The following is a 17,238-nucleotide window of genomic DNA, read 5'->3' as shown; positions in this document are numbered from 1 at the left end:
TAGGTCGCTTCTGTCTACTGTCTCGGGGCCATCACGATGGCGTCACTCACCAACTGGTGCACGCTCACGATCTGGTCCATCTGGAATCCGTAATAGGGCAGGACCTTCGAGAACTGGCTCTTGCAGATGGCGCAGATGGCCGCCAGGTGCGTCACGCCGTTCTCCTCGGTCACCTCCCTGAGTGCCTGCATGCGGGGCAGGGCCCCCTTGACGCGCAACTCCATGAGATCGTCGGTGAGCAGACCGCCGCCTCCGCCGCAGCAGTAGGTGGCCTCGCCGATGGTCTCGGGGGCCATGTCGTAATAGTGGTTGCACACCGCCTTGATGATCTCGCGCGGGATCACGAACTGCCCGCCCGGCATGTCACCCATGCGCGAGGCGCGGGCCACGTTGCAGGAGTCGTGGAAGGTGACCCGCCGATGATCATTGGCACTCTTGTCCAGTGTCAGGACACCGCGCTGGATAAGATCGTAGGTGACCTCGCAGATATGCTGTGGCACCGGATAGCGCGGATCGAGAAAATCGAAGGGCCCGGCAAGCGTGTTCAGGAAGCTGTAGGCCACCCGCCATGCATGACCGCATTCGCCGAACACGATGCGCTTGACGCCCAGATCCAGCGCCGCCTCGCGAATGCGCATGGCGATGCGCTTCATGTTGTCCATCGAGCCGATGAACACGCCGAAGTTGGCTGCCTCCGAGGCGTGCGAGGAGAGCGTCCATGAAATGCCGGCCTGGTGGAATACCTTGCCATAGCCGATGAGCCCGTCCACGTGGGGCTCGGCGAAGAAGTCCGCCGATGGGGTCACCAGCAGTACCTCGGCGCCTTTCTCGTCGAGGGGATAGCGCACGTCCACGCCGGTGTCTTCCTTGACCTCTTCCTCGAGCCCCTCGAGGGTGTCGGCCAGCGCGGGTTCGGGCAGACCCAGGTTGTTGCCGATCTTGAAGACCTTGCCGATGATCTCGTTGCTGTACTTCTGCCCTTTGCCGATGGCATTCATGATGTCCCGGGTCGCCATGGTGACCTCGGCGGTGTCAATGCCGTAGGGGCAGTACACGGAGCAGCGCCGGCACTCGGAGCATTGATGGAAGTAGCTGTACCACTGGTCCAGCACCTCTTCGGTCAGGTCCATGGCACCGACCAGCTTGGGGAAGAGCTTGCCCGGAAGGGTGTGGTAACGACGATAGACGCCGCGCAGCAGGTCCTGGCGGGCAACCGGCATGTTGCGCGGGTCGGAGGTCCCGAGGAAGTAATGGCACTTGTCGGTGCAGGCACCGCACTTCACGCAGGAGTCCATGAACACCCGCAGGCCGCGGTTGGTCTTGAGCAGTTCGCCGAGCTTGTCCACGGCCACCTGCTGCCAGTTCTCCACCAGCTCGCCCGGGAATCCCAGGGGCTCCTGGAACTGCTCCTTGGAGACGAACGGCTTGCTGTGAGACATCACGCCCTGCTTGAGCGCCGGTATCTCCAGGTACTCCTTGACCTCAGGTGTTTCAAAATCGGCCATCGTGTCGGTCCTCGCGGCGGGCTTGATATGTCGCCGGGCGTTATCGTTCAGTCTGTGCCGCGGGCTTCTCGGCACCGGATATCCAGGTCACATGCCGGCGTTCCCTGGAGTCGTCCACCTGGTTGCGCGTGGGGCTGAAGAACAGGCCCGGTGCATGCAGGAGCTTGCTGATCGGGAAGATGATCATCAGGACCGCCACCAGCAGCAGATGCACCAGCAGCAGGGGCTCGGTGGGCAACGGATGGAATTCGAAGCGCATCAGACCCAGGAAGAACATCTTCACTGCGGTAATGTCGGTATGCCAGATGTACTTCATGGCCAGCCCACTGGCGGCAATGGCGATGAGCAGAATCAGCATCAGGTGATCCGAGGGAGACGAGATGTAGCGGATCCGTTCGACAAACAGACGCCTTGCCCAGAGGCCCAGCAGCCCGGCAAGCATCGCGAAGCCCGCGTATATGCCAAAGGGCTGTATGAGCGCCACCCAGGTCCATACGGGTTCCGTGAAGTACCGGAGGTGACGCAGCAGAACCAGCAGGAGGCCCAGATGAAAGGCCCAGCCCAGGATCCATATCCACTTGTTCGCCTTGAACAGGCTATGGAAGAACACCACTTCGGAGGCCATGCGGAGAACAACCCCGGACCGGGTCGTGGGGGCCGGAGTGGTGGGTATCTTCAGCGGCGCCGGCGCACGGGCATACTGCGCGATGCGCATACCTACCCCGATCAGGAGGATCGCGGTGGCCGCGTAAAAGAGCAAAGCAAAGAACACGGTCGCGAACGACACGAGGGCTTCCTCCAGTCAAGAATCCGGGTGAAGCGATGCAGCTCCACCCGGATCCGGAACCACTGGTGACTTACACGCAGCCGGTGGGCTTGGGCAGGCCGGCGTACTTACACGCCTGCTTGGCCGGACCGTAGGGGAACAGCTCATAGAGGTACTTGCTGTTGCCCTTGTCCGCACCGAGCTTCTTGCCGATCGCCTTGGTCAGCACGCGCACCGCGGGCGCGATCTGATATTCCTCGTAGTACTCACGCAGGAAGTTGATCACCTCCCAGTGGTTCTCATCGAGCGTCGTGCCGTCGGCCTCGGCCATGGCCTTGGCCAGGTCCTCGTTCCAGTCGTTCAGATTGGCCAGGTAGCCTTCTTCGTCGGTCTCGTACGTCTTGCCGTTTACTTCGATTGGCATTTGGTAATTCCTCCTGCTGTCGTTTCAGTGTCGTCGGTTGAAGGGTCCCGGGTCGTCAGAGCCAGGCCTGCACCTTGTCGTGTTTCTCTGTCAGTTCGACAAAGCCCTCGTAATCAACTACCTCGATGCCGTCGATGACCTTGTCGGCGGCCAGACCCCGGGCGAGGAGGTCGGGACCGAGCACGTAGACCTTGCGGTCCTTCGTGGCTTCACGCACATCGTTCTCGTGGGTGGTGCCCCGCATGGCGGCGAACACGCCGTCCTCGATGAGCAGCACGGCGGAGTCGGGAAGGGAATGCCCCAGGCAGGCGGTGAGTGTGTTTCGCTCGAATGGCGACTTGTTCACGGTATGCAGCATGCTCACAGTGGGCTCCTCAGAAGCTCAGAATCACGTCCTGCTCGTCCATGAGGCGGGCGAGGTCTTCGCGCGCCATCACCTCGACGGGCACAAGCAGGTCATCTTCGGTCAGGCCACGCTCGGCCAGGGATTCGGCTTCCACGTAGAGTTTCTCCACGTCATAGCCTTCCAGGGCACGATAGGTGGGAGAGAAGTTCTTCATCCCGATCTGCTGCGTGTCCTGGCCCTTCTTGATCTGGTACACCCCGTCGTCGATGAATGCCAGACTGACATCCTGCTCGAACGCGGCGGCGATCAGCACCACCTCGAGGGATTCGAGGGCGTAGATGGTTCCGTACGGCGCCTTGCGGTTGACGTACATGAACTTCTTGATTTCACCAGGGCCTTCTTCTTCCCAGGGTTCGGACATTTTCGTTCACCTTAGAGACTTGATGTTGCCGTTGACACGGGCAGGCCATGGTGCCCCACCCGTGCGGGTCATCGATCACCGCGCGCGGTCAATCCCCGAAGACCACCAGCCGATCGCATTGGATGCCCGCTTCGATGAGCTGGCCGAGACCGGAGATGCGGAAACCGGGTGCGATATTATGGCCGTCCTTGCCCTGGCGCTTGGCCTCGCCTTCGTCGAGGATGCCACGGCGTTGGGCCGCCGCGATGCAGATCACCATGTCGATGTTGTGCGCCTCGGCCAGTTCGGCCCAGCGCGTGGTGATATTGCGATCGTCCTGCGGGGGCACGCCGAACCGGGTGCCGGTATTCACGCCGTCATGGTAGAAGAACACACGAAAGACTTCGTGGCCGCGATCGATGGCTGCCTTGCAGAACTGGTAGGCCGTGTCGGCCGCCTGGTGCTGGTAAGGCCCCTCGTTGACTAGTATGCCGTATTTCATGCTTGAACTGTCCTGTGGCTATCGAGCCCTCGGGGCCGCGCGGGCCCCGAGGGGTGGGTCTCGTTATTCCGTCTCCTGCAAGACTGATCAGAAGCGGATATGGGTCGAGGCGTTCAGGCTGTTACGCGCGCCGCGCCAGTTCTCCACGTGGAAGCGCGTGAAGGGCAGACCGGTCTTTTCGAAGAACTCGGGCCAGCCGATCCGCTCGATCCAGTCGTTGATCCGCTCCCAATCCTTGGCATCCTTCTGATAGGTCTTCAGGATGTTCTTGACGATGGCCGTGGCCTCGGGCCAGCGCGGCGGGTTGTTGGGGATGCCGGAGGCCACCAGCTTCTGGAAGGTGGGCTTGCCGCGGGCATTGGAGTGGTTGCCGCCGACCCAGATGGCCAGCTTGGTGTGCTCGGCGTCGTTGATCTGCATGGGCGGGCAGGGGGGATAGCAGGCGCCGCAGCAGATGCACTTCTTCTCGTCCACTTCCAGGGATGGCTTGCCGTTCACCAGCGCGGGGCGGATGGCCGCCACCGGGCAACGGGCAACGACGGAAGGACGCTCACACACGTTGGCCACCAGGTCGTGGTTGATCTTCGGCGGCTTGGTGTGCTGCACGTTGATCGCGATATCACCCTGGCCGCCGCAGTTGATCTGGCAGCAGGAAGTGGTGATGTGCACCCGGTTGGGCATGTTGCAGTTGCGGAAGTCGTCGATCAACTCGTCCATCATCGCCTTCACCACGCCGGAGGCGTCGGTGCCGGGGATGTCGCAGTGCAGCCAGCCCTGGGTGTGGGAGATCATGGAGATGGAGTTTGCGGTGCCGCCCACCACGAAGCCGGCGTCCTCAAGGGCCTTGATCAGCGCTTCCACCTTGGCCTCGTCGTCCACCATGTACTCGATGTTCGAGCGGATGGTGAAGCGGACATAGCCGTCCGCGAACTTGTCACCGATATCGCAAAGCTTGCGGAGGGTGAACACGTCGAGGATGCGCTGGGTGCCGGCCTTGACCGTCCAGACCTGTTCGCCCGACTCGGCCACGTGACGCAGAACGCCGGGGCGGGGATGATCGTGCCATTTCCACATGCCGAAATTGCGCCGCATGACCGGATGCATGTACTGGAAGCCGTCCGGGCATCCCGATTCGATGGGCGGACGCATTGCCTGTGCCTGTGCCATTGCTTACTCCTGCACTTATACGGATTCTGATGGTTTGTTTGTGGTGGCCGCTCAGTTGGCCGCCGACCGCTTCTGTTTCTCTTCCATCTTGCGGCGCAGGTACTGCTCTGCAGCCTCGTCGAACTCGTCCATGCGGATGTAGGAGCTCTCACGGGGATGGTTGACCATGTTGGGATCGGCCTCGATGCCCATGCCCTTGAGGAAGTTGACCAGGCCGATACGTTCGATCATCTCGCCGCAGCGTTCGTGCTCCAGACCGTTCTCTGCCCAGAACTCGATGATGTTCTCGGCCAGCTCGGTCAGCTGCTCGTAGTCCTCTTCGGTCTCGAGCTTCATGAACGGCACGATCACGGTGCCCATCAGGTCGCCGATCTTGAGGGTGCGCTTGCCGCCCACCAGGATGGTGACGCCCTTGTCGTCGCCGGGGGAGAGTGCTTTCGGCATGACGTTCAGGCAATGCATGCAGCGCACGCAGTTGCTGTTGTCGACGGTGAGGGTGTCATCGTCATTGAGGGTCATGCAGTTGGTGGGGCAGCGGGTGGTGACGTTGTCGATGACATAGTCACGGCCCTTCTTCTCGATGAAGGCCTTGACTTCGGCCTGATCGATCTTCATGTCGTCGCGCCAGGTGCCGATGATTGCGAAATCGGAACGCTCGATGGAGTTCACGCAGTCATTGGGGCAGCCGGAGACCTTGAACTTGAACTTGTAGGGCAGGGACGGGCGATGCACGTCGTCGGTGAACCGGTTCAGCAGGGTGCGATGGATGCGCTGCTCGTTGGCGCAGGACTGCTCGCAGCGGGCTGCGCCCACGCAGGACATGCCGGTGCGCACGCAGGGGCCGGCGCCGCCGAGGTCAAAGCCGTACTCGTTGATCTCGTCGAAGAAGGCCTGGGTGTTCTCGGTGTTTACGCCGATGAACATGGCGTTGCCGGTCTGGCCGTGGAAGGTGATCAGCCCGGAGCCGTACTTCTCCCAGGAATCGGTCAGCTGGCGCAGGATGTCGGTGGTGTAGAAGTTGCCGGCCGGCGGCTGCACGCGGACCGTGTGGAATTCGCGGGACTCCGGGAAGGCCTTGGCCACTTCGGAGAAGCGCGGAATGATGCCGGAGCCATAGCCGAAAACGGACACGGTGCCACCTTTCCAGTAGCCCTTGCGCGTTTCATAGGAGTGCTCGAGCTGGCCCAGCAGGTCGTTGGTGACGCCCTGGATGCGCTCGTCAGGGTGTTCGTCGCGAAGACGCTTGATGCCGGAGATGAAGCTCGGCCAGGGGCCGTTCTCCAACTCGTCGAGCATGGGGGTTGGGTGCTGGTTCTTGGCCATGACGATCTCCTTTCGGATGCTGGGGACAGGGTTTGCTGTGTAACCTGTTATTTTAGGATATAACCAGTCACTTCGCGATACAGCCTTGACCCTGTCCGGGTCTGTTCCGGGATCTGGCATGTTCGCCGACCCCCTTTTTGTGCTGCGGTAGACTCTAGGTGGGGCACCGCGAGGAGAACACCCTACCGTTGGGGTGGAACTCCTGGCCCCGCATATCCCTCTCGGGATAGGCGCAAAGCGGCCGGACAGGACGTTCCCGCATCGGCCCGTGAACCCGGGCCGTCGATCCCCGGAAGTGGCCCGGGCCAGGTCGGGCGGGTGGCGTTATAATGTGCGATGCGCCGCTGCCGCGCGGGTCCCTGCCTATCCCGGATGGAGTGTTGTGCATCCGATGCAGGACACTACACTGCGTCCGGTGACCGGGGCGGTTCGGTGCGCGGCGATTCCCCGGCGGCACCCGATCGGATACTCAACCCCCAGGTCATTGAGATTTTCCAGACCCCATGACGACGAATTCCGCAACTGCCGTGGACCGCCTGCCCGAGACCCCGTTCTCCGGCGTTTCACCGTTTCTCCTGACGGAGGATCGGGCGTACAGGCGATGGCGGGAGACCAAACTGGCCGGCGGTCTCCTCGAGCCGGAACGCCTGATGGTCCCCGTGGGCAACCCCGAAGACCTGACGGCGGCGGAGCGCGCGGCTCTTCTGGAGCGGGTATCGCGCTTTAATATGGTGTTCTATCGCTGCAGTGACGGGGGGCGGGCAATGGACCGGGGCCAGGTGAGGCGTTTCGCCGCGGCTCTGGGTCTGGTCCGACTGGACAACAACCTGTGCGCGGAAGAGGACGGGGTCAGTGAACTGCGCGTGACCCCGGGCGGCCCTCAGGGCGAGTACATTCCCTATACCGACCGCCCGCTCAGCTGGCACTGTGACGGCTACTACAACCCGCCCCACAGGCGTATCCGGGCCATGCTGCTGCATTGTGTCTCCGATGCCCCGGAGGGGGGCGAGAACGCCTACATGGATCACGAGTTGCTCTATATCCGCCTGCGCGACGAGAATCCGGCCTGGATCGAGGCACTGAGCCACCCCCGGGCCTTCACCATTCCCCCCAACGTGGTCAACGGCGAGACCCTGCGGGAGGCCCAGAGCGGTCCGGTTTTCAGTGTCGACCCGGCCAGCGGCCGGCTTCACATGCGCTACACGGCGAGGCTCCGCAATATCCGGTGGCGGGACGACGGGCCCACCCGGGCCGCGGCCGCGCGCATCCGGGAACTGCTCGGCGGGGACGACAATCCGGATATCCTGCGCTACCGGCTGCGCCCCGGTGAGGGCGTGGTATGCAACAACGTCCTGCATGCGCGCACCGGGTTCAGGGATGATGCCGGCGGGGGTCACCAACGGCTGATCTACCGGGCCCGATATCTGGACCGGATTGCCGGAACCTGAGGAAAATACCATGCTCTGGTTGAGTGAAGTCCTGATGCAGAATCACGACCTGCAGTCCTTCCAGGAACTGCTGGAACTCGTGCGCCAGCGCGCCCGGGAGGGCGAGCGATTCCTGAGTTCCGACGTGAAGCCGCCTTTTCCGGATACACCTCCGGACTGGGAGGAGCAGATCGAGGCGGCGTTCACTTCACCCATGTCATAGGGATGTACGCATATGTACTGGGATGAAATGCCGCAAACCGGAGTCGAGCAGTTGCCCGATGACGTGGTCGATGTGTCCTACCGCATCGACTGCCGCTGCCTGCCTCTGGACCACGCCTATGCCCTGTCCAGCGCGGTGCGCCGGGTGCTGCCCTGGCTGGAGGACGAGGAGCATGCCGGTATCCACCTGATCCACGGGGCGGAATCCGGCAATGGCTGGTACCGTCCGCAGGATCCGGAGCACGATGTGCTGCATCTCTCCCGCCGGGCCCGCTTTCGCCTGCGCCTGCCCCGGCACCGCCTGGAGAATGCCCGTGACCTGGCCGGGCAGCGGTTCGACCTGGATGGCTTCGAACTCAGCCTTGGCGAGGCGAGCGTGATCCCCCTGCAGCCTCAGCCGGCGTTGCTGGCCCGCTATGTGGTGGCCCGGGCGACACAGGACGAGGAGGACTTTCTGCGTGAGGCGGCCCGGCATCTGCGGGAGCTGGATGTGCCGGTGTCAAAACTGCTGTGCGGCCGCAGTCATGTGCTGCATACGCCCGAGGGCGAGGTATTCACGCGCAGCCTCATGGTGGCCGACCTGGACCCGTATTCCTCGGTGCTGCTTCAGCGTGCCGGGATCGGGCCGCGGCGGCTCATGGGCTGCGGGTTGTTCATAGGCCACAAGGATGTCGCCCCGGTGCAGGGCAAGCAGGGAAGCTGAGCGGAATTCAGAGCTTGATGTGTCTTTAACCCGATAAACCACATTTTCTGCAGGAGGATGATTCGATGAGTCTGGAAGTGGATGGGGTCACCATTGAGACCAATGACAAGGGGTACCTGGAGGACATCGGTGACTGGAGCGAGAAGGTGGCCGAGGCCATCGCGGCCAAGGAAGGTATCGAACTGACCGAGCGGCACTGGGATCTGATCCATTATCTGCGCGACGAGTACATCAACAACAACGAGAATCAGCCCAATACCCGTACCATTGTCAAGGCCATGCAGGCCAAGTGGGATGACAAGAGCGTCGACGCGAAGACTATCTATGACCTCTTCCCGCTGGATCCCAGCAAGCAGGGGGGCCGGATCGCCGGCCTGCCGGAGAGCCGCCGCAAGGGCGGATATTGAAGGCAGTCTCAAGTCTCAAGTCTCAAGTGGCAAGGAAAGGCAAAATCATTCACTTCCTCTTCCTCAGGGTGAGGGCCGGGGTTTGGGTGGGTTCCCTTGCCACTTGCCACTTGAGACTAGCCACTGCATTTATATCCCCTTAGGGGGGTTAAGGCGGTTTGGAGGGCGGTGCTATATTCCGGGGCAGTTTCGGAGCCACTCCGCCACACCGAATCAATCGGAGGCCAAGAAAGCGATGAGCAAGAAGCAGGAACTGATCAAGCAGATGCTCGAGATGCAGAAGAAGTTCATCGAGTACGAACATGCCAATGGCGTCGAGCCCGAGGAGTATTATCTGGCCCCCGAAGGTCACCCCTTGCATGCGTATCGTCAGAAGTACCGCGATATCGCCATGGAACTGGTGGACATCGCCCACGAGGAAAAGGGCTCCCGCCGGTAAGATGACCGGAGGGTGATCTCCCTCCCCGGGTTTGCGCATGCCGACCCGGTTTGCCTTCGCGCCGTCTGCCCGGGTCGTGACCGGACAGGCGGCGTTTCCATGTATGACCCAGGCATTCATTGCTCCACGGGAGGCCGAGTCCATGTCCAGTCAGCCGATCCGTTTTGACCCCGGGATCATCGCGCCCCTGCGCGATCGGCTCGAGGCACACCCGGTTTACGGACTGGGTGATCTCCACGACCTTCGCCGCTTCATGGAACACCATGTCTACGCGGTATGGGATTTCATGTCCCTGCTCAAATTCATTCAGCATCACATCGCCCCGGCCCGGTATCCCTGGACTCCGGCCCCCGATGCGGCCGTGTGCCGGTTCATCAATGAGCTGGTGCTGGAAGAGGAGTCCGACCGTATCCCGGGGCCGGACGGAGGCGAACGCTGTCTCAGTCATTTCGAGCTGTATTGCGGCGCCATGTCGGAACTGGGTGCCGACCCCCGGGGGGCGATGCGCTTTGTGAACCTCGCTGCCAGCGAGGGAATCGAGGCCGCGCTCGCTGCCGGCATCGCGCCGGCGCCGTCCGTGGAGTTCATGAAGAGCACCTTCGCCTTTATCGGCACCGGCAGGCCCCACGTGGTGGCCGCGGCGCTCGCCCTGGGCCGCGAGCACGTCATTCCCGGCATGTTCCGTTCACTGCTTGCCCGTATGGGCATCGCCGAGCAGGATGCACCGATGTTTCACCTCTACCTCCAGCGACATATTCATCTGGATGAGGGCTCCCATGGCCCGCTCTCGCTTCGCATGCTGGACATGCTGTGCGGCGGCGATCCCCGGAAGATTCGGGAGGCGGAGGAGGCGGCGCGCGCGGCCATCGAGGCACGCCTGCGCTTCTGGGATGGTGTAAGCGCCAGCCTGAAGGTGGCGGCATGAGCCTTCGGCTGCGCAATCGCTGGAAGCAGGGGGACCGTGCCCGCACCCTGGAGGATGTGGCCACGGTGAGCGCCGCCAATGCCTGGCGTGTGGCATGCAACGGCGTGTTGAATCTCGAGAACGAGGCGTTCGAGACGCAAACCCAGTATCAACGCCTCGACGTGATCGAGGAGTTTGCGATCTTCCTGCTGCACCTCACGGATCACCAGGTGTACGGCAAGTTTACCGAAGAGGAACGGGCTCGCTTCATCACCGCCATGGCACTGCGCCTGGCAGGTCTGGTGGAGGAGAATCGCGCGGACAACCGCCCGCCCGAGGACCAGAAGCACATGACGCCGGCGGATTACCGGCGTGCCTTCATAGAGAAGCTGAACGCGCGCAACAGCGTGTATGCGGAGTGCAAGTACAGCCTCGTTGAGGGCCCGGGGTTCGGCTTGCTGCGGGCCTTCGCCGAATGGGTCAGCGAGACCCTTGGCCCCGCCAACCGACAATGGGCCATCGACCAGGTGGTCGCCATCGAGGGCCCGGAGGCCGTTGAGAAGTACACGGCCTCCCTCGATGCCCTGCTGGCGGGCTCCGACGACCGCTCCGGCCCCGGCAAAGCGGGCCCGGTCCGCCCCATGGCCGAGGACTGAGTTTGCCCGTGGTCAGTGGTCCGTAGTCAGTTGATTTCTGCCTTTTTCAACTGACAACGGACCACTGACCACGGACAGCCTTTACTGCTTCGTCCAGTTGTTGTAGCCGTCGGTCTTGCCTTCCCGCCCGTCGTTGTACCCGGCCTCGTAGGCCTCGGTCACGCGCTGTTCTTCGAGCTTCGGATTGTGCAGGAAGCCGGTCTGCCAGCCCAGGATGTAGGCTTCGTCCACGCCGACGCTTTCCATCTTGGTCGTGGTCTCGTAGTAGGTCTTGTTGTCCATGTTCATCTCCTCGGATTCGATCGCGGAACTCCGCGAATACTGCTGTTGGAGTAGGGTTGCTCGGATTGCTCAGCCAATGAACCGGTCGTGAGCGGAAACGGGGCCCTGCACACAGCGGACCATGACCGTGCCGACCCTTGGGGTCTTCGCCCGCTCCGGATGCCGCAGGCCCGGGGGACCCGCACAGACCAAGTGCTCGCGAATCGGCCCGGTGGCGACCTTCTGCATGCAGGGCAGTATAATGGCCGCAGTATCCTGTAAGGCGTGTTGGCTTTCGGGCATTCTGCAACCTGCGCAAGGACTGATGGGTGATCCCGGGCCTCGTTCGGCCGCGAAACCGCGTAAACCGGCGTGTTCCCGGCGGCTGTAGGGGCCTTGTGCCAAGGCCCGGATTATAGCGGTGGCCGCTTCGGACGGCGTATATCCCCATTGAGAGGGTTCCTGAGGGCCATGTCTTTGCGTCACCATGACCCTTTAGCAAGCTGGGATAAATTCCGGCCCGCCGCCCTCCGCGGCGCATCCCCGCAGGGCATCCTGTCCTGCATCTGAACTTTCTCATGCCGGACAAATCACGGGTACCAGGATTGATGAAGCAATCTGCAGACAACGACCACATGGACCTGCAAAGCGGCATTTCCGCTTTCGAGGCCAAGCACTTCGCAAGGGCGATGCAGTTGCTGACGCCCCTGGCCGAGGGCGGCAACGCCGAGGCCCAGTATCGGGTGGCCATCATGTGCCAGAACGGTCTGGGCGGCACACCGAATCCGGACGCCGCCGCCCGGTGGATGCGCGCCGCAGCCGACCAGGGCCACGCCATGGCCCAGCACGGTCTGGGCTTCATGTTCCTGGAAGGCGAATGCCTTGAGCAGGATGCAAGGCAGGCCGCACACTGGTTCGAACTGGCCGCCAATCAGGGACTTGCCGGTTCCCAGACCACACTTGCCATGATGTACGAGCAGGGCAACGGGGTCGAGCGTGATCTCGAGGCGGCGCGCAGATGGTATGAGAAGGCGGGTTTTGATCCGGCCGAGATGGATGTCTTCAAGCGCCTCAACTGAGGCTTTCCCAGCCCTGAACGCAAAGCCCACGGAAAGCTCCGCCATGAGCGTGATTCGCATGTACTGCACCGCGATCTGTCCCTATTGCGACCGGGCCGAACGCCTGCTGGTGCGCAGGGGGCTTGGAGGCCATCTGGAAAAGGTCCGGGTGGACCGGGACCGGGAAGAACTGGCGAAGATGTTTCGCATGACCCGGCGGCGCAGTGTGCCGCAGATCTTTATTGGTGACCGCCATGTGGGCGGCTACGATGACCTGGTGGAGCTGGACATGGAAGGCGAACTCGATGCACTGATTGCCGAGGCCGGCATTTCCTGACCCCCTGCGCGGGAGCATTCCATGGACTTCTTTCCCATCTTCATGCGGCTCGAGGGGCGTCCCTGTCTGGTGGTGGGCGGCGGTCCCATCGCGTACCGCAAGGTCTCGCTGCTGCGCAAGGCCCATGCCCGGGTCACGGTGGTATCGCCCGCTCTCTGCGGCGAACTGCAGGCGCTGAAAGGGCAGGATGCCATCGAGCACCTGGCGCGTGGCTTCGAGGACGACGACGTAGTCGACCGTGTGCTGGTGATCGCCGCCACGGATGATCAGCAGGTCAATCGCCGCGTCTCGGAGTTGTGCATGCAGCGCTCGATCCCGGTCAACGTGGTGGACCAGCCGGAGTTGTGCGGCTTCATTACCCCCTCCATGGTGGATCGTTCCCCGCTTCAGGTGGCCATTTCAACCGGCGGATCCTCGCCGGTGCTGGCACGCCTGTTCCGTTCCCGTATCGAAAGCTTCATTCCTGCCGCCTACGGCCGCCTGGCCGCCCTGGTGGAAGGCTACCGTCTGCGGGTAAAGGAGCGTATCGCCGACGGCGAGCTGCGGCGCCGCTTCTGGGAACGCCTTCTGGAGGGGCCTGTGACGGAACTGTTTCTGTCCGGCAGGGAGGATGCGGCCCGGGAGGCCCTGGACCGGGCGGTCGAAACCGGCCTTGACCAGCGCGATTCGGGCGGCGAGGTGTTTCTCGTGGGCGCCGGTCCCGGCGACCCGGATCTGCTCACCTTTCGTGCCCTTCGATTGATGCAGCTGGCGGATGTGGTGGTCCACGACAACCTGGTATCGCCGGCCATCCTGGAACTGGTGCGCCGTGACGCGGAGATGATCTACGCGGGCAAGAAGCGCAATCAGCACACGCTGCCACAGGAGGACATCAATCGCCTGCTGGTGCGACTGGCCAAGGAGGGCAAGCGGGTGCTGCGTCTCAAGGGAGGCGATCCGTTTATCTTCGGCCGTGGCGGTGAGGAGATCGATACCCTCATGCAGGAGGGAATTCCATTCCAGGTGGTACCCGGCATCACCGCCGCTGCGGGTTGTGCCGCCTTCGCCGGCATTCCGCTCACCCATCGGGATTATGCTCAGGCATTGGTGTTCGCCACCGGGCATCTGCGCGATGGCACCATCGATCTCAACTGGAACATGCTGGCCCAGCCGCGTCAGACGGTGGTGTTCTACATGGGCCTGCTGGGGCTGCCCGTCATTTGCCGGGAAATGATCGACCACGGCATGCCGTCAAATACTCCGGCCGCATTGGTGGAGCAGGGCACCACCCAGAACCAGCGGGTCATGGTGGGTACGCTGGAAACGCTTCCCGAGATCGTGAAGGACCATGATGTGCAGCCGCCCACGCTGATTATCGTGGGCGAGGTGGTGACATTGCACGAGCGGCTGCAGTGGTTCAAGCCGGGCACGGATCACACGGCGGAAAGCCTGTTCAGTACACACGGCCAGGTACACCACCACCGGGTCGGTACCGGAGGTAAACCATGAGTGATTACGGCGTTTTTGATCCAGGGACCATGGGGTCGGACAGTGTCGACGCGGGCATGGGCGGGGGGTGTGCAGCCAGCGAACCATTCGCCCTCCGGGTCCTGGGCGACAGCATGGCGCCGGAGTTCGAGCATGGCGTGATCATTGTCGTCGATCCGTCCGGCGTGGTGGCTGACGGCAGCTATGTGGTCGCGAAGCACGAAGAGGAATATCTCTTCCGGCAGATCAGGATCGAAGACGGGCGCTATTACCTGGTCGCCCTGCAGGAGGATCACCGCAAGATCGAGATCGACGGCATCGGAGCCGTGGTCGGAGTGGTGGTCCAGCGCGCGGGCCGGCGCCGTTCACAGCACAAGCATTATCTTTAGTCAGTTGTCCGTTGTCAGTGGTCAGTTGTTTTAAACAACTGACCACTGACCACTGACAACGGACAACTGACCACTTCACCTTTCCCCGGACGCTTCCTTGACGCCGATCGCTCCGCGATGCAGGCCCTGCTGGACCGCGAGCACGGCAGCTTCAACCCGTGAATGCACCCCCAGCTTGCGCAGGATGGCCTTCACGTGCAGCTTCACCGTGCCATCGGAAATGCCCAGATTGCGGGCGATCACCTTGTTGCTCTGGCCCTCGGCCAGCAGCCCTAGAATTTCGGTTTCCCGGGGGGTGAGTACGTCGAAAGGGTTGGGCTCGTGTTCCGAGCCGGTCTGGCCTTGCACGACACGGGCCAGCAGCTGCGCCAGGTGGGGCGCGACAACGGTCTTGCCGAGCATGATGTCTTCCAGCGCGTTGACCAGGTCCCCGGGTTCCATCTCCTTGAGCAGATAACCCTGTGCGCCGTTGCGCAGGCATTCGACCAGGTCCTGTTCCTCGGTGCTGGTGGTGAGCATGACCACTGGCATGGCCAGGCCGCTTTGCCGAAGTCGGCGCAAGACCTCAAGCCCGTTCATTCCGGGCATGCGCATGTCCAGCAGGATGACATCCGGCTGAAGTTCGCCCGCCAGCCGGATACCGGCCTCGCCGTCGCCCACGGCGCCCACGGTCTCGATGCCCCGTCTCTTGAGCAGTTCCTGCAGACCTTCGCGAAACAACGCGTGATCATCGATGAGCAGTACGCGCCGGTTCATGGTGCCGCCTGTACGCGGGGTCGGATGTCCACTGACCGCGGCTTCGGGTACTGGAATCTCAATGTCATGCGGGTGCCTTCCCCTGGTTCACTCTCGATGCGAAAGTCGGCGTCCAGCCGAGCGGCACGCTCTTTCATGACGCTCAGTCCGATATGCTCACCGCGGCCGCCCCGCGCCTTGCCCCGAATACCGCGGCCATCGTCTTCCACCATCACCAGGAAATCCCCCTGGGCATCGGCCCGCAACAGGATCCTCACATGCTGGGCACGGGCGTGCTTCTGGATATTGCACAGGGCCTCCTGAACAATGCGCAGCACTTCGCTTTCCATCTCCCCGGCGAGTTCGTTCTGCTGCCATTCCTTTTGCAGGTAGACATTGATCCCCGTGTCCTTTTGGAAGTCTGACACGAGCTTCTCCACACCGCAGACGAGGCCCTGGCGGGTGACCGGCGGTGCCCGGAAATGGCTGATCAATTCCCGCAGTTCCGTGTTGGCACGGTGCAGCCCGTCGCGTACCACGTCGACCTCACTCTTCAGCTCCGTGGAGCCGGTACGATTCACCGACTCCTCCAGGGCACCTACCCGGAAGCGCAGGCTTGCCAGGGTCTGCGCCAGAGAATCGTGCAGCTCGTGGGCGATATGCGTGCGTTCCTCGATGATGCCGAGCCTCTGTGCCTCCTCGTCGAGCCTCGCCTTCTCGATGGCCATGCCCAGATGACGGCCGATGCTCGTGAGCAGGTTCTCCATGTCTTCACTGAGTGGTTCGGGGCACTCGTCCATGAACAGGCTGTAGATGCCCAGGGTCTGACCCCGGTGCTGCAGCGGTACCGCAATCATGGCCGGGTGTTCCGTCGCCTCCAGGCTGTCGGTTTCCACCCGGCCGCACTGGTGCACATCGGTCCGGCCGGCCATGCCCGCGCCATCGGCCACGTGGCCGCACAAGCAGCGTCCAAGGGGCAGTACCTGGTGGCAATGTCGGTCGTCGGGGTGGAACCCCAGATTGGCCACCAGCCTCATCTGGCCGTCGGGCGTGACGAGCCGGGCCGTGGCGGCCCGCGCACCCAGCGTCTGTTTGATGCTGGTCAGGAAACGGGCCAGCAGGTCTTCCAGGTCCCGGGCGGTATTGATGCTGGCCGCCACGTCGTACAGCACCTCCAGCGTGCGGGACTTCTGTTCCAGGCGCTCGGTCTGTGCCCGGACTTCGTCACGCATCTCGCGGGTCAGACGTTGCAGTTGTTCGGTGAGCGCATTGACGTCCTCGGCCAGTTCGGCGAACTCGCCGCCCGCCGGCGGTGGTATGCGCGCCGCCAGATTGCCGCCACGCGCCCGTTGCGCCCAGTGGCGCAGGTGGAAGAGGGGCGTAATGAGGTGCCGGTAGAGAAACAGGGGCAGGCTCAGTGTCACCACCAGGCCAATGCCCAGAACGGCCAACTGGACAAAGGTCGGCCCCGCCGGGCCGGCGCCGGAAATCAGCATCCAGACATTGATGCCCAGCCCCGCGAGGAAGGTTGCACCGATTGCGCCCAGGAGCAGGAACATGCGGTTCTGAACCATGCCGCGGGCCTTATGCCGCCAGCCCTGGGCCGGGCGGATCAGCCAGGTGGCAAAATCGGGCCCGTGCCGTGCCTTTGCATGTATGTTCATGACCTTCTGTGACCTCCTGCGACACACCCGTCGGAGTGCCCCGGTGGGCAGCCGGCCACGCGAGCCGACGGGTATATTAATGAGTCTAGTTTACATATTCCTGCGTCTGAGGCGAGCCCCGGTGCCCCCGCGCGGG

At 62.9% G+C, this 17,238-nt stretch carries 22 protein-coding genes; 11 read left to right on the top strand and 11 right to left on the bottom strand.

The window, feature by feature from the left end; translation table 11 throughout:
* Positions 1-14: 14 nt before the first annotated feature.
* The 8 genes from dsrK to dsrA form a co-directional block, all read right to left on the bottom strand.
* A complete protein-coding gene (gene dsrK / locus THITHI_RS0105230; RefSeq protein WP_018232025.1) occupies positions 15-1,505 on the bottom strand; it encodes a sulfate reduction electron transfer complex DsrMKJOP subunit DsrK in 1,491 nt (496 codons plus the stop codon).
* A 40-nt stretch (positions 1,506-1,545) separates the two neighbouring features.
* Entirely contained in the window at positions 1,546-2,292 is a 747-nt protein-coding gene (locus THITHI_RS0105225) for a respiratory nitrate reductase subunit gamma (RefSeq protein WP_018232024.1), read from the bottom strand.
* Positions 2,293-2,362: 70 nt separating this feature from the next.
* A complete protein-coding gene (locus tag THITHI_RS0105220) occupies positions 2,363-2,695 on the bottom strand; it encodes a TusE/DsrC/DsvC family sulfur relay protein (RefSeq protein WP_018232023.1) in 333 nt (110 codons plus the stop codon).
* Positions 2,696-2,750: 55 nt separating this feature from the next.
* Entirely contained in the window at positions 2,751-3,053 is a 303-nt protein-coding gene (gene tusB / locus THITHI_RS0105215) for a sulfurtransferase complex subunit TusB (protein WP_018232022.1), read from the bottom strand.
* A gap of 16 nt (positions 3,054-3,069) precedes the next feature.
* Positions 3,070-3,462, bottom strand: coding sequence for a sulfurtransferase complex subunit TusC (tusC, locus tag THITHI_RS0105210; protein ID WP_018232021.1), 393 nt, complete (start codon positions 3,460-3,462; stop codon positions 3,070-3,072).
* A gap of 88 nt (positions 3,463-3,550) precedes the next feature.
* A complete protein-coding gene (gene tusD / locus THITHI_RS0105205; RefSeq protein ID WP_018232020.1) occupies positions 3,551-3,943 on the bottom strand; it encodes a sulfurtransferase complex subunit TusD in 393 nt (130 codons plus the stop codon).
* 87 nt (positions 3,944-4,030) lie between these two features.
* On the bottom strand, positions 4,031-5,110 hold the full coding sequence (gene dsrB / locus THITHI_RS0105200) for a dissimilatory-type sulfite reductase subunit beta (RefSeq protein ID WP_018232019.1): 1,080 nt from the start codon (positions 5,108-5,110) through the stop codon (positions 4,031-4,033).
* Positions 5,111-5,161: 51 nt separating this feature from the next.
* Positions 5,162-6,433 carry a dissimilatory-type sulfite reductase subunit alpha gene (gene dsrA / locus THITHI_RS0105195; protein ID WP_018232018.1) on the bottom strand — a complete coding sequence of 424 codons (1,272 nt, stop codon included), beginning with the start codon at positions 6,431-6,433 and terminating at the stop codon, positions 5,162-5,164.
* A gap of 503 nt (positions 6,434-6,936) precedes the next feature.
* Here dsrA and THITHI_RS0105190 point away from each other — a divergent pair.
* From THITHI_RS0105190 to THITHI_RS0105160, 7 genes are all read left to right on the top strand, one after another.
* The gene (locus THITHI_RS0105190) at positions 6,937-7,881 is read left to right on the top strand and encodes a TauD/TfdA family dioxygenase (RefSeq protein ID WP_083908662.1); all 945 of its coding nucleotides are present in this window, start codon (positions 6,937-6,939) and stop codon (positions 7,879-7,881) included.
* A 10-nt stretch (positions 7,882-7,891) separates the two neighbouring features.
* Positions 7,892-8,083 carry a hypothetical protein gene (locus THITHI_RS0105185; protein WP_018232016.1) on the top strand — a complete coding sequence of 64 codons (192 nt, stop codon included), beginning with the start codon at positions 7,892-7,894 and terminating at the stop codon, positions 8,081-8,083.
* A 12-nt stretch (positions 8,084-8,095) separates the two neighbouring features.
* Positions 8,096-8,785 (top strand): type I-MYXAN CRISPR-associated protein Cas6/Cmx6, encoded by a 690-nt coding sequence (gene cas6 / locus THITHI_RS0105180; protein ID WP_018232015.1) that lies wholly within the window; start codon positions 8,096-8,098, stop codon positions 8,783-8,785.
* 65 nt (positions 8,786-8,850) lie between these two features.
* A complete protein-coding gene (locus THITHI_RS0105175) occupies positions 8,851-9,192 on the top strand; it encodes a TusE/DsrC/DsvC family sulfur relay protein (RefSeq protein ID WP_018232014.1) in 342 nt (113 codons plus the stop codon).
* A 235-nt stretch (positions 9,193-9,427) separates the two neighbouring features.
* Positions 9,428-9,631, top strand: a complete 204-nt coding sequence (locus THITHI_RS0105170) for a hypothetical protein (RefSeq protein WP_018232013.1) — start codon at positions 9,428-9,430, stop codon at positions 9,629-9,631.
* Between the two features lie 142 nt (positions 9,632-9,773).
* Complete coding sequence (locus THITHI_RS0105165; RefSeq protein ID WP_026186070.1) at positions 9,774-10,556, top strand: DUF3050 domain-containing protein; 783 nt, start codon at positions 9,774-9,776, stop codon at positions 10,554-10,556.
* On the top strand, positions 10,553-11,191 hold the full coding sequence (locus THITHI_RS0105160; protein ID WP_018232011.1) for a hypothetical protein: 639 nt from the start codon (positions 10,553-10,555) through the stop codon (positions 11,189-11,191). Before THITHI_RS0105165 ends, THITHI_RS0105160 begins: the two co-directional genes overlap by 4 nt.
* Before the next feature lie 81 nt (positions 11,192-11,272).
* Here the strand turns inward: THITHI_RS0105160 and THITHI_RS0105155 are convergent, their stop codons facing one another.
* Positions 11,273-11,473, bottom strand: coding sequence for an Alvin_2107 family globule sulfur oxidation protein (locus THITHI_RS0105155; RefSeq protein WP_026186069.1), 201 nt, complete (start codon positions 11,471-11,473; stop codon positions 11,273-11,275).
* Positions 11,474-12,060: 587 nt separating this feature from the next.
* Between THITHI_RS0105155 and THITHI_RS0105145 the strand changes: the two genes are divergently transcribed.
* Genes THITHI_RS0105145 through THITHI_RS0105130 form a run of 4 tightly spaced genes read left to right on the top strand, consistent with a single transcriptional unit; the run spans position 12,061 to position 14,703 of the window.
* Positions 12,061-12,531 (top strand): tetratricopeptide repeat protein, encoded by a 471-nt coding sequence (locus THITHI_RS0105145; RefSeq protein ID WP_018232008.1) that lies wholly within the window; start codon positions 12,061-12,063, stop codon positions 12,529-12,531.
* A 43-nt stretch (positions 12,532-12,574) separates the two neighbouring features.
* Positions 12,575-12,847 (top strand): glutaredoxin 3, encoded by a 273-nt coding sequence (gene grxC / locus THITHI_RS0105140; RefSeq protein ID WP_018232007.1) that lies wholly within the window; start codon positions 12,575-12,577, stop codon positions 12,845-12,847.
* 21 nt (positions 12,848-12,868) lie between these two features.
* Positions 12,869-14,335, top strand: coding sequence for a siroheme synthase CysG (cysG, locus tag THITHI_RS0105135; protein WP_018232006.1), 1,467 nt, complete (start codon positions 12,869-12,871; stop codon positions 14,333-14,335).
* On the top strand, positions 14,332-14,703 hold the full coding sequence (locus THITHI_RS0105130) for a S24 family peptidase (protein WP_018232005.1): 372 nt from the start codon (positions 14,332-14,334) through the stop codon (positions 14,701-14,703). Before cysG ends, THITHI_RS0105130 begins: the two co-directional genes overlap by 4 nt.
* A 75-nt stretch (positions 14,704-14,778) precedes the next feature.
* On the opposite strand, the gene THITHI_RS0105125 is transcribed toward THITHI_RS0105130, so the two are convergent.
* Both THITHI_RS0105125 and THITHI_RS0105120 read right to left on the bottom strand, forming a co-directional pair.
* Positions 14,779-15,459, bottom strand: a complete 681-nt coding sequence (locus THITHI_RS0105125; protein ID WP_018232004.1) for a response regulator — start codon at positions 15,457-15,459, stop codon at positions 14,779-14,781.
* On the bottom strand, positions 15,456-17,102 hold the full coding sequence (locus THITHI_RS0105120; protein ID WP_018232003.1) for a histidine kinase: 1,647 nt from the start codon (positions 17,100-17,102) through the stop codon (positions 15,456-15,458). Before THITHI_RS0105120 ends, THITHI_RS0105125 begins: the two co-directional genes overlap by 4 nt.
* Positions 17,103-17,238: the final 136 nt, after the last annotated feature.

The sequence above is a fragment of the Thioalkalivibrio thiocyanodenitrificans ARhD 1 genome, from assembly GCF_000378965.1.
In the GTDB taxonomy this organism is placed as follows: Bacteria; Pseudomonadota; Gammaproteobacteria; order Ectothiorhodospirales; family Ectothiorhodospiraceae; genus Thioalkalivibrio_A; species Thioalkalivibrio_A thiocyanodenitrificans.
The sequence above is the reverse complement of the archived record's forward strand: the minus strand, read 5'-3'. Positions and strand labels throughout refer to the sequence as shown.